At 39.9% G+C, this 17697-nt stretch carries 4 protein-coding genes; all 4 read left to right on the top strand.

From position 1 onward, the window contains the following. The coding region (locus ACN1CN_RS20500; protein ID WP_419137249.1) for a hypothetical protein at positions 1–707 on the top strand (707 nt) is incomplete at its 5' end. Between the two features lie 252 nt (positions 708–959). Further along, positions 960–1493, top strand: a complete 534-nt coding sequence (locus ACN1CN_RS20495) for a UpxY family transcription antiterminator (RefSeq protein ID WP_419137239.1) — start codon at positions 960–962, stop codon at positions 1491–1493. 175 nt (positions 1494–1668) lie between these two features. After that, complete coding sequence (locus tag ACN1CN_RS20490; RefSeq protein WP_419137248.1) at positions 1669–11007, top strand: amino acid adenylation domain-containing protein; 9339 nt, start codon at positions 1669–1671, stop codon at positions 11005–11007. Between the two features lie 221 nt (positions 11008–11228). Further along, the gene (locus ACN1CN_RS20485; RefSeq protein WP_419137246.1) at positions 11229–17654 is read left to right on the top strand and encodes an amino acid adenylation domain-containing protein; all 6426 of its coding nucleotides are present in this window, start codon (positions 11229–11231) and stop codon (positions 17652–17654) included. Positions 17655–17697: the final 43 nt, after the last annotated feature.

Raw genomic sequence — 17697 nt, 5'->3', positions numbered from 1 at the left:
TTTTGGAGAAAACAAACACTATGAAACTCGCCAAAAACAACCACCCAGCAATTAGTCAAAATGACATCTTACTTATGTCAAAATTTGTAGTCACAGAAAACTTCAATCACCATTCCAATGAAATTCTACCAGGTCATTATCAAAACGATATCGATGCGGTTTACAAAGAAGAAATGGGCTACTTAGAAAACTCAAAAATATTCGCTTTCAAAAACGAACAAGGGGACTTCACAGGAACCATCAGAGTTTTGAAATGGGATTTCATCACACCACTACCAATTCAGAAAATGTTTGGTATCAATCCTTTCATCTGCGCAGAAGGAGATGCCATCAATGAAATCTGGCATATTGGACGTTTTGCCATCAAAAAAGGTGTTCGTGACGTTAACCTGCTAAAAAAACTATTGGTTTGTGCCATTGCACCGGTTTGCAAACACAAAGACAACATGGCTTTTGCCGAAATCGACGCTAAACTATTACGTGTACTCACCTTAATGGGCATCAAAGCAAAAATTGTGGGTAAATCAATCGAATACCTGGGATCAGAAACAATACCTGTATCCATGTCTTATAATGGACTGATTAATTTCTACAATGAAAACAAACATTTGGTTACACCGGAAGATTTTCAGCTTTCGTCTGTAAACTATAAACTACCCAATAAGGTAGTATTTAACGCTAACAAGCTGAACTACACTTTGGTGTAGTAGAATTTGAAAACCGCTATTGTAAATTTACTTCAGTAAAAATAAGTAGTTGAAACCTCAACAAACCGATTTTTACAAAGCGCTCCAAACACAATAACAATTGTCCTGAGAGTTGCAACAAAAACATTATTACCAAAATTACTTCAAAGTAAAAAAGGTAAAGCTATTAAACCAAAAAACAGATCTCTAAAAAAAATAACCATGTGACTGGTAATAGCGCAGCTATGCCCGGTGACGAAAAAACCAAATAGTATGGATCAAAAACAAGGATGGCATGTTCTTTACGTAAGGTACAGACATGAGAGTAAAGTCTACAAAGAGTTAATAGAAAAGAAACTAGAAGCTTTTTTACCGATGGCCACCAGCATCAGAAAATGGAGTGACAGAACCAAGAAAATTCAGATCCCATTATTTCCAAGTTATGTCTTTGTAAATATCAAATCCAATAAAGACTTTCATGATGCCTTAAATGTCGAAAGCGGCTGTTCGTACTTGTCATTTGGCAAAGAATACGGAAAAGTTTCTGAAGAAGAAATTGATTACATCAAGCTTTTTACCCAGGTGGAGGACATCACAGATGTTCAGATTGAACCGGTACTGCCTAAAATAGGCGATAAACTGAAAATTGAGCATGGTGACCTTTCAGGTTTGGAATGTGAAGTTTTCAGAGTCGACAATCAACACCGAATCAGTGTCAGACTAAGCTCTTTACGTCAAAACATCTCAGCCATCATTCCTTTGTCGTATCTATCCAATGCAACAGAAAACGTTTTTGCTAAAGCGTAGTTTTTAGACTCTACATTTCCTCGTTCTCTGAGGAAAACACCATATAAATCTTAATACAACATTCATTCCGCCCGTGTTCAATCATGGGTGCGGTTGTTTCCACCTATTCTACAAATCAAAATGGTACGATAACGTTACGTTTTCGGTATTTATTTAAATTATAAAAAGCATACTTATGAAAAATAATGTCACAAATGTGCAGAAATACATCTGGCTTGATCAGATACTTGACAACGAGTCGCCAAAATACAACATTGGCGGTTATGCCTTTATTAACGGAAGTGTTGATGTGGAGCGTTTTAAAGCGGCCTTCCATATTCTGATTAAAGAGAACGATATTTTTTCTTTTGTTTTTGAAGAAAAGAGCGGTTTCCCTGTATATTCCATTCAGGAAGCAGACAGTGATTTGGCTTTGACCTGTATCGAAGATTGGGAAGAATCAAAAGCGATTCAGATGATCGGGAAAGATTTTGTACTTCCTTTTGATATCGAAAAGGACAAACAACTGTACAAAATGTGGCTTATTAAAGTGGCTCCTGAATCGTATATCTGGTATTCTAAACTTCACCACATCATTTCTGACGGTTTTTCATTTCAGTTATTGTTCAATAAAGTAAAACGAATTTACGAGCAATTGGGTACCGCTGTGGTGTATGATGATTTATGTATCGGAAAAAACAAACTGTCTTACGAATCTTTTATCGCATTAGACAATGCGTACAGAGCTTCGGAAGATTTTTCTATTGATAAAAACTTCTGGTTAGGCCGTTACGAAGAACTGCCTTCTTTGATCTATACGGGTACCAATAAATCAGCAGGTCACTGTAATATCGAAATTGCGCTTACAGAGGAAGAAAATGAAGCCTTATGGTCGTTTGTAAAAACAGAAAGACTGAGTATTTTTCACTTACTTCTGGGCTGTTTCTCTATTGTATTGTCTAAATATTACAACAGAGAAGAAGTCAACTTAGGTATGCCTATTTTGAACCGAAAAAATGCTGCCGAAAAAAATACTTTCGGACCGTTTTTGAGCATGTTACCGTTAAAACTGACGTTGGAAACAACAGCATCTGTAAGCGATTTTATAAAAGAAATCAGAACTACGCTTTTTACCTGTTACAGACATCAGCGTTTTCAGCAGGCCGATATATTGCGTAACCTGCCTCAGGAAACTTCAAAGCTGTATGATGTACGATTGTCGTACGAGCGTATGCAGTACGAATCTGAATTTTCAGGAAATAAAGCCACTATTCATCCTTTGTCTAATGATAGTGAAGAAGATCCTATTTCTATCCATGTTTTTGAAGACGTGGAAGGACAGCTTAGTTTTAGATTTGATATCAACGAAAAATACGTTTCAAAATTTGAAGCCAATCAGCTGATTACTTCTTTCAGAAAAGTATTAACAGAATTAAAAGACACCAGAGATACAGCTATAGCCGAAATTCAAATTTCGAGTAAAGAACAGTTAGAAGAAATACAGGCCCTTTCAAAAGGACCAGTTGTAAACAGACCTGAAGAGACATTTTTAAATCTTTGGAATAACGCTGTAGCAAGACATGCTTCAAAAGCAGCAGTTTCTTGTCAAACAAACGTTCTAACATACGAAATGCTTGAGGCACATGCCAATACTGTAGCGTCATATTTACAGTTTAGTGGTGTTAAAAAAGGAGATAAAGTGGGCGTAATGCTTTCGAGATCCGAAAAAAGTATTGTTGGAATTCTGGCGGCCCTAAAAGCAGGAGCAGTTTATGTACCTATTGATAATGCCTATCCGGACGAAAGAAAACACTACATTATAAAAGATGCCAGCTTAGATTTTATCTTAACCGATTCGTTTTCAAATTCTGTTGTAGAAAACATCGAATACAACATCGATTGTATCCTGGAAGAGCATACAGCAGCTGAAAATTATATTCCTGTGGCTTTGAATCCTGAAGACGAAGCTTATATTATTTATACCTCCGGTTCAACGGGAGATGCAAAAGGAGTGGTCATTAATCACCGTTCCCTATACGATTATGTCCTGACATTTGGTGTTTATTTCGGCCTTACCGAAAAAGATATTGTATTGCAGCAGGCTTCTACTGCTTTTGATACTTCGGTAGAAGAAATTTTCCCGATTTTGTCTGTAGGAGGTAATTTAGTAATTGCTCATGAGACTAAGGATTTTAATGAATTGCTTAAAGACTGCGAGCGCTTTGAAGTTACCTTGTTAAGCACCAATCCTTTTGTGTTGCAATATCTGAACGACAGTCACAAAAGCTACAACTTAAAGATTAAAACGCTTATTAGCGGAGGCGATACGCTAAAACCACATCAGGTCGATCAGCTGATTGGCATTTATGATATTTATAATACCTACGGGCCTACAGAAAGTACCGTATGTGCGACCTATTATAAAATTGGTAAAACCGATACTCAATTTCCTATTGGAAAACCGATCACCAACAGAGGCGTTTATTTGTTGGACGGAACAACAATATTACCAAAAGGAGCCATTGGAGAAATCGGACTTTCGGGTGTAGGTCTGGCCGTTTCGTATCTGAATAAAAAAGAACTTACAGACAATGCCTTCATTCATATCAATGGAGAACGTATTTATAAAACCGGAGATTTAGGAAAATGGGGAATCGACAATAACTTAATTTTTTATGGCCGAAAAGACAGCCAGTTAAGTTATAAAGGATACCGTATTGAAGTAGGAGAAATCGAGCAGGCCATTCAAAAAGTGAATGCATACATCGTAGACAGTTATGTGTGTATCAACGAAGTTGCGGGCATGCCTATTTTGATTGCTTACCTGGTAGCCAACGAATCGTTTATTAATATATCTTCCTTAGTGATTGATTTAAAAAATCATTTACCGGAATTTATGATTCCGACTCACTTTGTAATCATCGACGCGATTCCTTTAATTCCTAACGGGAAAATCGATATCAAGAGTTTGCCGGAACCTAAAACCATCAACATTACCGAAGCAGTTCAGTTGCCAACCACCCAGGAAGAAAAAGAGATTGCCTCGATCTGGCAGGAATTATTGCGATTGGATCAGGTAGATGTTAACGTTAGTTTTTTCGAATTGGGAGGACATTCTCTATTGGCTAATCAGTTTATCAGCAGTCTACGTGATCAAAAAGGGATTGAATTGTCGTTAAGAGACTTTTACAAATCGCCTACAATCAAAGAAATAAGCGAGCTGGTTCCAACTTTAAATAAAAAAGAAGTCCAAAATATTAAAGCTCCTGAGCAGGAATTATACCCCTTGTCTTTTTCACAAGACAGATTGTGGTTCTTAAATCAGCTGGATCAAACCGATACTTCTTATCACGTGTCCAGAGCCATGAAACTAAAGGGCTTTGTTGAGGTAGAAGCGTTGGAAGAAACGTTCAATAAACTGATTCAAAAACACGAGATTTTAAGAACCGTTTTTGTCAATCAGGAAGGTAAGCCGTATCAAAAAATACTTCCTCCGTTTTCGTATTCCATTCCTGTTATCGATTATACGGGTATAAAAAGTCAGGAAAACAAAGAAAAAGTAATTGCCGATTGTCTGGAAAAAATAGAGAGCCGTGCTTTTAAAATAGAAGAAGGACCACTTTTTAGAATCGAACTATTGAAGTTTTCCGATCAGGAAAGTGTTGTACTCTTTTCTGAGCATCATTTAATTTTAGACGGATGGACACAGGGCATTTTATTCAGAGATTTTGTTGATATATATAATGAATTAAAAAGAAATCCGGATTTTGAGGTAGAGCAACCCGAAGTTACCTTTAAAGATTATGCGTATTGGGAAAAAAACAGCCTGAACGAAAGCGTAATCAACGAAAAATTAGACTTTTGGGAAAACAAATTTGAAGGTTTCTCCAACCAACAGTTACTGCCTTTAGACTATGAAAGAAACGAAACTACCGTAAAAAAAGGCGGTACCATAGAACACGTTTTTTCATTAGATTTTTCAGAAAAACTACGTCAGTTTTCAGAAAAACAAGATGTGTCGCTGTTCATCACCATGTTAGCGGCTTTTAAAATAGTACTGCATAAATTTAGCAATCAAAGCGACATTTCTGTGGGGACTGCTGTTGCGAACAGACGTTATAAAGAATTTCAGGAAGTTCTGGGTATGATTGTCAATACCATCGCATTGCGAACTACTTTTAACAACGATGATTCTTTAATGGCCGTACTAAACGAAGTGAAAGAAAGCTGTCTGGATGCTTATGCTAATGATGATACTCCTTTTGGTAAAGTAGTAGAAAGAATAAATCCGGAAAGAAGTTTGCACCTGCATCCTTTATTTCAATACATGTTTAGTTTTGTGAATGTTCCAATACAAAGCATGTCTCTGCTGGATGCAGATATAGAGATTTTGAAAGGGCACAATAAAACTTCCCGATTTGACATTAGTGTAGTAGTAAACACGGTATACGAACAAATAGATTCTTTAACCGATAACACACCAGACCGAAGAATTTCAGTAGAATGGGATTATAATGCAGCCATCTTTAAATATGCGACAATGAAACGCGTTTTAAAGGCTTACCTTAAAGTTTTGGTCGCTCTTGTTGAAAACCCAACTCAATCTTTAGCGACTTTAGACTACATTTCTACTGCAGAGAAAGCAACCCTTTTACAGGATTTTAATACCACAAAAACAGAATTACCAGTAGATACAACAGCAGTTGCACTATTTGAGGAGCAGGCAGCCAAAACTCCTGATGCCATAGCAGTGGTATTTGAGGACAGATCCTTGACCTATAAAGAACTGGATGCGGTGTCCAATCAGCTGGCGCATTATTTACTGAACCAGTATGAGATAAACACCGAAGACCTGATCACCGTAAAACTAGACCGCAGTGAGTGGATTTATATTTCCTTATTGGCCGTTTTAAAAACCGGAGGCGCCTATGTGCCAATCGATCCGACCTATCCGGAACAAAGAATTTCTTATATTGAGCAAGACAGTAAATGTAAAGTTGTTATTGACGAGAAGTTATTGGCGAATTTCATATCCCGTCAGGACAATTATTCAACTACATTACCTGTCATTTCTCTAAGTCCGGAGAACCTGATGTATGTTATTTATACATCGGGTTCCACAGGTCAGCCAAAAGGTGTGATGATCGAACACAAAAGTTTAGTCAATTATATCACCAACCAGAGAGAAGAATTTGGATTTGGTTTAGAAGAACGTGTAGTACAATTTTCGAACAATGCCTTTGATGCTTCTATGGAACAGATCTTTTTGGCCCTGCTTAGCGGAGCCACACTGATAGGTGTATCCAAAGACCGCATCATTGATCCGGCAGATTTTGTAAACGTATTACAGGAATATGGGGCAACACACCTGCATGCCACCCCGGGTTATTTGTCTCATCTGGAAAACCTTTCCACTTGTAAAACACTAAGAAGAATTGTTGCCGCGGGAGAAATCTGCCCGAAAAACCTGGCCGAAAAAATGGTGAAAATTGCCGACTTCTATAACAAGTACGGTCCAACAGAAGCCACCATCAGCGCCACCATGTACAGAGTGGATAAAAGCGATCTTCAAAGCAACCATATTTCTATAGGCAAACCCCTAAAAGGAAGCGAATTGTATATCTTATCCGATAACCTGACCCTAAAACCAGTAGGTGTATTCGGAGAACTGTGCATCTCAGGAGACAGTCTCTCCCGAGGATACCTTAATAACGAAGAACTAACAGCAGAGAAATTTGTACCTCATCCTTTTATCGAAGGTGCAAAACTTTATAGAACTGGCGATTTAGGCAGATGGCTAGCCGATGGAAACATTGAATATTCAGGCCGAAAAGACCATCAGGTAAAAGTAAGAGGACACCGTATCGAACTCGGAGAAATCGAACATGCCCTATTGTCTCAGGAAAACATCAATCAGTGCGTAGTAACCGTGCAGGAGATAGAAGCAGAACCCGTAATTGTAGCCTATCTGGTCGGCGAGAAATCAGTAGACAAACAAGAACTGCGTTCGCTTTTAAGTCGCCAGCTACCAGATTATATGGTACCGGGTTACTACGTTCAGGTGGATGCCATCGCCTTAACGGCTCATGGTAAAATCGATCTTAAAGCCTTACCGGCAATAGGTACAAACGATCTTGTACAGCAAAAATATACCGCTCCGGTAACCGCTTTAGAGCAACAATTGGCAGCCATTTGGGAAGAAGTACTGGGCATCAAAACCATTGGTACCACAGACAACTTCTTCGAATTAGGCGGACACAGCTTAAAAGTCATCTTAGTAACCAATAAAATCAACCGTCAGCTAGGGTATCAAATCAGCGTAAAAGACGTCTTTTTAAACCCTACCATCTCGGGGATCATCAGTAAACTCGAGACTGCAGCTTACACGGCAATCCCTAAAGCCGAAGAACAGTCAAGTTATGTTTTGACCTCTTCTCAGCATCGCTTATGGATACTAAGCCAGTTTGAAGGCGGGAATCAGGCGTACAACATCCCGGGGTCGTTTGAACTCGAAGGAACTTTAAATGCAGAATATCTAAACCAGGCCTTTAAAGCTGTTATTAGCCGACATGAAATTTTAAGAACTTCTTTCAAACGAAATGAAGAAGGAGAAGTGCGTCAATTCATCATCGATCCTTCAGACGTGGACTTTAAAATAGAGTATGCCGATTTCACTACAGTGGAAAATCAGCAACAGGCAGTAGAAAAGAGAATAGACCAGTACGCTCAACATCCATTTGATTTAGCACAGGCACCTTTAGTAAATGCACAGCTTATAAAATTATCAGAAAAACGACACCTGTTACTCTTTAACATGCATCATATCATTAGTGATGGCTGGTCGATGGGAATTTTGAGCAACGAATTGATCACCATTTACGATCATTTAGTTCAGAACAAAGCCATCAGTCTGCCCGAACTTAGCCTGCAATATAAAGACTATGCAAGCTGGATCAGAAGCGAGGAACAAACCGTTAAACAAAAAAAATCAGAAGCTTACTGGCTGGATATTTTTAGCGGTAACCTGCCGGTAATAGAACTTCCGCCAGACAAAATGAGGCCAAAAATGAAGACCTATGCCGGCGATTCCATCACCCATAGCTTCACCAAAGAAACAAGTGCCCATTTGCAAACCTATTCCGAAAAGCACAACAGCAGTCTCTTTATGGTCTTAATGGCCGGAATCAACGGATTACTCTCGAGATACACCAACAGCAGAGACTTAATTTTAGGAACACCAATAGCAGGAAGAGAACACAGTGATTTAGAAAATCAAATCGGACTCTACCTCAACACTCTGGCCATTCGAACCACATTTGAAGAAAACGCCAGTTTTGAAGAACTATTAGCCATACAAAAAGATACCTTATTAAATGCCTATTCGCATCAGGAATACCCATTGGACAACCTGGTAGAAGAACTGGGATTGGGAAGAGATACAAGCCGATCAGCACTTTTTGATATACTGGTCGTATTGCAAAACCAACAAGATTTGTTTGCATCAGACCTGCAAATAGAAGGCTTAACCCTAACACCTTATAACGAACATCAAAGAAAAGTCAGTCAGTTTGATCTAAGTTTTCTTTTTTCAGAGAAAGAAGGACAACTGAATTTACACATCGAGTACAACACCGATATTTATGAAGCAGAATTTGTAGCACGCTTAGCCGACCATTTGGATACTTTTTTAACAGAGGCCATCCAAAATCCGGAACAAAAAGTAGCCACAGTCAACTACCTGAGCAAAGCCGAGACCACCCAATTACTGGAGGATTTTAACGACACCGCAATAGCGTATCCTAAGGATCACACTATGGTTGACTTATTTGTGTTTCAGGCAGAGAAAACTCCGGAGCAGATTGCTTTGGTAACCGATGCGAAAAGCTTTACCTATCAGGAACTTGATGAAATCTCAAACGAGCTTTCGCACTATTTGTTAAGTAATTACAACTTAGCCATAGAAGATTTAGTAGGTGTAAAACTGGACCGCAGCGAGTGGTTACCGATAGCCTTATTGGCTGTTTTAAAATCGGGTTGCGCTTATGTTCCGATCGATCCGAACTATCCGGCGCAGCGAATTGCGTACATCGAGCAGGACAGTAAATGTAAAATAACCATAGACGACAACTTTATAACAGCTTTCAAACAAGCAGCACCGATTTCGAAATCGCTTCCAAAGGTATCTTTTGGGGCAGACAATTTGGCTTACATCATCTATACCTCCGGATCTACCGGAAAGCCAAAAGGCGTTATGATCACTCATCAGAATGGGGTAGCGATGTTATGCTGGTCACAAAGAGAATTTAGCGATACCGATTTTGACATTTTATACGCCGTAACCTCACATTGTTTTGATTTGTCTGTTTATGAATTCTTCTACCCTTGGAGCATCGGAAAACAAATCCGCTTACTACCCAACGGACTAGCAATAGGAGAGTACATCAACAGCGATAAAAAAGTATTAATCAATACCGTTCCTTCGGTGATTCATAGCCATATCGAAAAAGGCGTTTCATTTGAAAATGCAGCAGGGATTAACCTTGCCGGAGAAGCATTTCCGGTAAGTATTGCCAATCATTTTGCAGCCTCAGGCATAGCCGTGAGAAACTTATACGGCCCTTCAGAAGATACTACCTACAGCAGTTATTACAGAGTAGAGGGAACTTATGAAAGCTCGGTGCCTATTGGAAAAGCCTTAGACAATACCCAGTTTTACATTCTCTCAGAAGCCCTGGCCTTGCAGCCTGTAGGCGTTATTGGAGAAATCTGTATCTCGGGCGACGGTTTATCCAGAGGATACTTGTACCAACCCGAATTAACGGCAGAGAAATTTATCACCAATCCTTTCAACGAGAGCACAAAGCTCTACAAAACAGGCGATTTGGGTAAATGGTTACCTGATGGTACCATCGCCTATATAGGCCGAAAAGACAGTCAGGTTAAAATCAGAGGCCACAGAGTAGAACTTGGAGAAATCGAACAGGTATTACAATCTCAGCAAGATATCGATCAGTGTGTTGTGGTAACCGCAACCGTTCAGGGCGATCCAGTCATTGTAAGTTACCTCGTGAGCACAACAGTCGTAGACAAACAACAGCTTCGCCTGTCATTGGGACGTGAATTACCGGACTATATGTTACCGAGTTATTATGTGTTTTTAGACAAATTTCCGCTTACACCAAACGGTAAAATCGACAAAAAAGCACTGCCACCGGTAAGTCAGGCCGATGTAATTCAACTGGAATACATCGCACCTATCGACGAAATAGAGGCAAAACTTGTTGACATATGGCAGGATATCCTAAAACTGGATAGAATTGGTACAACCGATAACTTCTTCGAACTGGGTGGAAATAGTTTGAAAGCCACCGTTTTAATCAACAGAATCAACAGAGCTTTTGATACGAGATTCTCTATTCAGGACTTGTACGAGGCTCAGGAAATCAAAGGAGTTTCTAAAAAACTAAAATTTATCCTGTATCAAAATCAGTTAGCAGTAGAAACAGCTGATGATCTGGATGAGATATTGATATAGAATTTAATCGCGAGTTTCGTTTTATATCATAAGCATGGCTGTATTTTATGGCCATGCTTTTTTTTCAGTAGCTGCTGCCTTCTTTTGGAGCATAATGCACAGCAATACTAAGTTTAACATCAGGCAATACCATAAGCCTGCTTGCTTGTTGGTCTTGGGATAATAGTAATATGGTTTTAAAAAATCATATCAACATTCCAACTTACTCTAAAAATCATATCATGAAAGAGAATTTAATAAAAAAGTTACAATCCTTAAATATCAGACTTCGGGTAGAAAACGGGGATTTGAAAATTAATGCTCCGAAAGGTGCTTTGACTCCTGAAATTATTGAAAGTATTAAAGCCGGTAAAAATGAGCTGATCAAACTGCTTTCCTCTTCAGAATCAATTCCTAAAGCAGTGATCAAAGATTTTTATGCACTTACTTCGTCCCAACAGCAACTGTGGACTTTAAGTCAGTTTGAAGGAGGTAATTCGGCTTATAATATTTTTGATGCCTATGAATTTAAAGGCGTGTTAAATTTTGAAAAGCTCAATCAGACTTTTAAGATTTTAATAGAACGACATGAGAGTTTACGCACTGTTTTTAAAGAGGACGAACAAGGAATTTTGGGACAGTATATTGTTCCCTTTGCCCAATACAGCGGGGTTTTACAGTTTACAGATTTAAATAATGCCACTGCTGAAGTTTTGAGTAATCACGCTACTGCGCTTCAAAAACATAGTTTTGACTTAGAAAAAGGACCACTTTTTTTAGCAGAGATTGTAAAGGCCGCCGAAGATCACCACATACTGATGCTCAACATGCACCATATTATCGGCGATGGCTGGTCTATGGGCGTATTGAGTAAAGAGTTTATGAGCATTTACAATGCCCTGGCCATAGGAAATGAGGTGGTATTGCCGGAATTGTCTATTCAGTATAAAGATTATTCAGAATGGCAAAAAAGTCCGTCCAGACAGGCCGCACTCGAAAAGTCCAAAGCCGCATGGTTAGAGACATTCTCGGGCGATTTACCCCTTTTGGAACTGCCAACTGACCGGACAAGGCCTAAGCTTAAAACGTATAACGGTTCAGGCGTATATCATTTTTTCTCAAAAGAAAGTACCACCGCATTTAATACGTATGCACAGCAAAAAGGCGTAACCCTTTTTATGCTTTTAATGACGGGAATAAACGGTTTACTTTCCAGATATGCCAATACCAGAGATATTATTTTGGGAACTCCCGTAGCAGGAAGAAAACACGGCGATTTAGAAAACCAGGTGGGCTTGTATTTAAATACACTGGCCATTCGGACTACTTTTGATGAAAACGCCAGTTTTGAAGAATTACTGACCGTTCAAAAAGAAACCTTATTAAAAGCCTATTCCCATCAGGACTATCCTTTTGACAGCCTTATCGAAGCACTTGATCTTAAAAGAGACCTGAGCCGATCAGTTTTGTTTGATGTTTTAGTGGTATTTCAAAACCAGGAAGAGTTATTAACCTCTGAGGGGTTAGTACTAAACGGTCTTGAAATAACGCCTTATAAAAATCTGGAAAAGTCCTTTAGCAAGTTTGACTTAAACTTTTCTTTTTCAGAGAAACAAGGTCAATTGTCCTTAGTTATAGATTACAATACCGATATTTATGAATTGGATTTTATAACGCGTTTGGCTGCTCATTTGGATTGTTTTTTAACAAAAGGAATCCAAAATCCGGATCAGAAAGTAGCCATTCTTGACTACCTCTCGGCCTCAGAGAGAGCAACCCTTTTGGAAGATTTCAGCACTTCAAAATCAGAAGCAGCATTAGCCACTACAGCAGTCGCAAGGTTCGCACAGCAGGTTGCGCAGACTCCGGATGCCACGGCAGTAATTTTTGAAGACAGTTCGCTGACTTACAAAGCACTGGATGAACTGTCCAGTCAGCTGGCACATTATTTATTGAGCAACTACGAAATAAATACAGAAGACCTCATTGCCGTAAAATTAGAACGCAGCGAGTGGATTTACATCTCACTGTTAGCCGTATTGAAAACGGGAGGCGCCTATGTTCCTATAGATCCGGGCTACCCGGAGCAAAGAATTGCTTACATCGAACAAGACAGCAACTGTAAAGTCATCATCGATGAAAACTTATTATTGAACTTTAAAAACCAGCAAAACCAATACAAAATCACCCCGCCTTCAATCGCGTTGACTCCGGAGAATCTGATGTATGTCATCTACACCTCAGGCTCAACAGGACAGCCCAAAGGTGTGATGATCGAACACAAAAGTTTAGTGAGTTACATCCTAAACCAAAAAGAAGAATTTGGATTTGATGCGTCCGATCGTATCGTACAATTCTCCAACAACGCCTTTGATGCGTCGATGGAGCAAATCTTTTTAGCGCTGCTTAGCGGAGCCACATTAGTAGGTGTGCCAAAAGAGCGTATTATTGATCCGGCCGATTTTACAAACGTATTACAGCAAAATGCGATAACCCATCTGCATGCCACACCGGGTTATTTATCGCATTTAGAAAACCTTTCCAGCTGCAAAACCCTAAGAAGAATTGTTGCGGCAGGAGAAGTATGCCCAAAAAATCTGGCTGAAAAAATGATCAAAATAGCCGACTTCTACAATAAGTACGGCCCGACAGAAGCCACCATCAGCGCCGCCATGGGCAGTGTTGATTCAGGTGATCTGCAAAGAAATGGTATTCCAATCGGAAAGCCTTTAAAAGACAGTCAGATCTATATCTTGTCCGATAACCTGTCGGTACAACCCATAGGTGTTTTGGGCGAACTCTGTATTTCAGGCAACAGCCTGTCCAGAGGATACCTGAACAACCCCGAACTGACAGCAGAAAAATTTGTAACTCATCCCTTTGTTGAAGGAGCCAGACTCTATAAAACAGGCGATTTGGGCAAATGGCTTCCAGACGGCAGTATCGAACTCTCAGGCCGAAAAGATGATCAGGTAAAAGTAAGAGGCCACCGAATAGAACTTGGAGAAATCGAACACGCCCTGTTATCACAAGACAACATCAGTCAGTGTGTTGTAGCCGTACAAAACATAGACGAAGAACCCGCAATAGTAGCTTATCTGGTAGCCGAAAACCCAGTAGACAAACAAGAACTGCGTACCAAACTAAGCCATCATTTACCGGATTATATGATCCCGGGTTACTACCTGCAGGTAGAAAATATCGCCTTGACCCCACACGGTAAAGTCGATATGAAAGCCTTGCCGGCAGTGAGTGCAGATCATATTGTACAGCAAAAATATACCGCTCCGGTGACCACCTTAGAGAAACAACTCGCTGCAATTTGGGAAGAAATACTGGGCATCAAAACCATTGGAACCACAGACAACTTCTTCGAACTCGGCGGACACAGTCTGAAAGTAATTCTGGTAGCCAACAAAATCAACCGTCAGCTAGGGTATCAAATCAGCGTAAAAGACGTCTTTTTGAACCCTACCATCTCAGGAATCATCAGCAAACTTGAGGCAGGAACTTTCAGCGCCATACCCAAAGCAGAGAAACAGGAAAGCTACGTTTTAAGCTCTTCTCAACACCGACTATGGATCGTGAGTCAGTTTGAAGGGGGCAGTCAGGCCTACAACATTCCGGGTGCGTTTGAACTAGAAGGAGATTTAAACAGAGCGCAATTAGAAGCAGCATTTAGCCTCCTTATTGCCCGACATGAAACCCTAAGAACCTCTTTCAAAAGAGATGATCAGGGAGAAGTACGTCAATTCATCACTGATGCCGAAGCCATAGATTTCGAAGTAGATTATGAAGATTTCAGTACAATCGAAGATTCACAGGAAGCCCTCGGGGACAAAATTGCCCAAAGCTATCAACACCAGTTTGATCTGGAGAAAGCCCCTTTGGTAAACCTGAAACTCATCCGATTATCAGAAAAGAAACAGCTGTTGCTTTTCAATATGCATCATATTATTAGTGATGGCTGGTCGATGGGAATTTTAAGCAACGAACTCATCACGATTTACGATCATCTCATACAAAATAAAACGATCCATCTTCCGGAACTAAGCATACAATATAAAGACTATGCGACCTGGATGAGAAGCGAAGAACAAACCGTTAAACTAAAAAAATCAGAAGAATACTGGCTCAATATCTTTAGCGGCAGCCTTCCGGTACTGGAGCTTCCGACAGAGAAAGTGCGACCAAGAATAAAAACTTATGCCGGAGATTCCATCAGCTACAACTTCGCAAAAGAAACAAGTAGTAAGCTGAAAGTTTTTTCAGAGCAGCACAACAGCAGTCTCTTCATGGTCCTGATGGCTGGTATAAACGGATTACTCTCGAGATATGCGAATACCAGAGACCTTATTTTAGGAACACCGATAGCCGGAAGAGAACACAGTGATCTGGAAAACCAAATAGGACTTTATCTGAACACCCTGGCCATTCGAACCATATTTGAAGAAAACGCCAGTTTTGAAGAATTACTGACCATCGAAAAAGAAACCTTGCTAAACGCCTATTCGCATCAGGAATATCCGCTCGATAATCTGGCAGAACAACTGGGTTTAGGCAGAGACACCAGCCGATCAGCCCTCTTTGATGTACTGGTCGTATTGCAAAATCAGCAGGGTTTATTTGCCTCAAATGCGGTACAAATAGAAAGTTTAACCTTAAAACCTTACAAAGCCAACCCAAGAAAAGTAAGTCAGTTCGATTTAAGTCTCGTCTTCTCAGAACAAGCAGGAGAACTAAGTTTGCACATCGAATACAATACCGATATTTATGAAGCAGAATTTGTAGCGCGTTTGGCTTCCCACTTGGAAACCTTTTTAACAGAGGCTATCCAAAATCCGGAGCAAAAAGTAGCCACACTCAACTATCTGAGCGAAGCCGAGACCACCCAATTGCTGGAGGATTTTAACGATACAGTAGTAGCGTATCCTAAGAGCAGTACCATGGTCGACTTATTTGTGTCTCAGGCAAAGAAAAGCCCGGAGCAGATTGCTTTGGTAACCGATGCCAAAAGTTTTACCTACAAAGAACTCGATGAAATCTCCAACGAACTTTCGCACTATTTGTTAAGCAATTACAACTTAGCCGTAGAAGATTTAGTAGGGGTAAAACTGGATCGCAGCGAGTGGCTGCCTATTGCCTTATTGGCGGTTTTAAAATCGGGTTGCGCTTATGTTCCGATTGATCCCAACTATCCGGCACAAAGAATAGAATACATCGAACAGGACAGTAAATGTAAAGTCACTATAGACAATAACTTTATAGCAGCTTTCAGACAGGCAGCACCGATTTCAAAATTATTGCCGCAGATCTCTTTCAGTTCACAGCATCTGGCTTATATCATTTATACCTCCGGATCTACCGGAAAGCCAAAAGGCGTTATGATCACTCATCAGAATGCTGTAGCCATGTTATGCTGGTCACAAAGAGAATTTAGCGATACTAATTTTGACATGCTGTATGCTGTAACTTCTCATTGTTTTGATCTTTCTGTTTACGAATTTTTCTATCCGTTAAGCATTGGAAAACAAATTCGTTTATTGCCAAACGGATTATCAATAGGAGACTATATCCAGAACGATAAAAACGTACTAATCAATACCGTTCCTTCTGTAATCCTTACCCTGATTGAAAAAGGAACCACTTTTGAGAACGCAGCAGGAATTAACCTTGCCGGAGAAGCATTTCCGGTAAGCATTGCCAATCATTTTGCAGCCTCAGGCATAGCCGTGAGAAACCTGTATGGCCCTTCAGAAGACACCACCTACAGTAGTTATTACAGAGTAGAAGGTACTTACGAAAGCTCGGTGCCTATTGGAAAAGCCTTAGACAATACGCAGTTTTACATCCTTTCAGAAGACCTGGCCTTGCAGCCTGTGGGAGTCATTGGCGAAATCTGTATCTCAGGTGATGGCTTGTCCAGAGGATATTTGTACCAGCATGAACTCACAGCAGAAAAGTTTATTGCAAATCCTTTTAACGACACTACCAAACTGTACAAAACAGGTGATTTGGGTAAATGGTTACCCGACGGTACCATCGCCTACATAGGCCGAAAAGACAGTCAGGTTAAAATCAGAGGACATCGTATTGAATTGGGCGAGATCGAGCAGGTATTACAATCTCAGGATGGCATCGATCAGTGTGTCGTAATCTCGGCAACTGTACAGGATGACCCTGTTATTGTAAGTTATCTGGTAAGTGCCACAACCATAAACAAACAACAGCTTCGTCAGTCACTTTTGCGTGAACTGCCGGAATATATGCTGCCAAGTTATTATGTGTTTTTAGAGCAATTTCCGCTTACACCAAACGGTAAAATCGACAAAAAAGCGCTGCCTCCGGTAAGCACAGACGACCTTATTCAACAGGAATATGTTGCTCCGACCAACGAAATAGAGGAGAAACTGGTAGTCATATGGCAGGACATCCTAAAATTAGAGAAAATAGGAATCACCAATAATTTCTTCGAACTGGGAGGAAACAGTTTAAAAGCTACCGTTTTAATCAACAGAATCAACAAGGCTTTTGATACGAGATTCTCTATTCAGGATTTGTATGAAACTCAGGATGTTATTGGAATTTCCAAAAAACTAAAATTCATTCTTTTTCAAAATCAGTTAGCGGTAGAAACAGCGGACGATTTGGATGAGATACTAATCTAAAATTGGACCGTGAGTTTCATTTTATTTTGAACACCGCTATACT

Origin of the sequence: Flavobacterium sp. T12S277, from assembly GCF_048514875.1 — a bacterium.
In the GTDB taxonomy this organism is placed as follows: Bacteria; Bacteroidota; Bacteroidia; order Flavobacteriales; family Flavobacteriaceae; genus Flavobacterium.
Note: the sequence above shows the minus strand (reverse complement) of the source record. Positions and strands in the feature narration are given on the sequence as shown.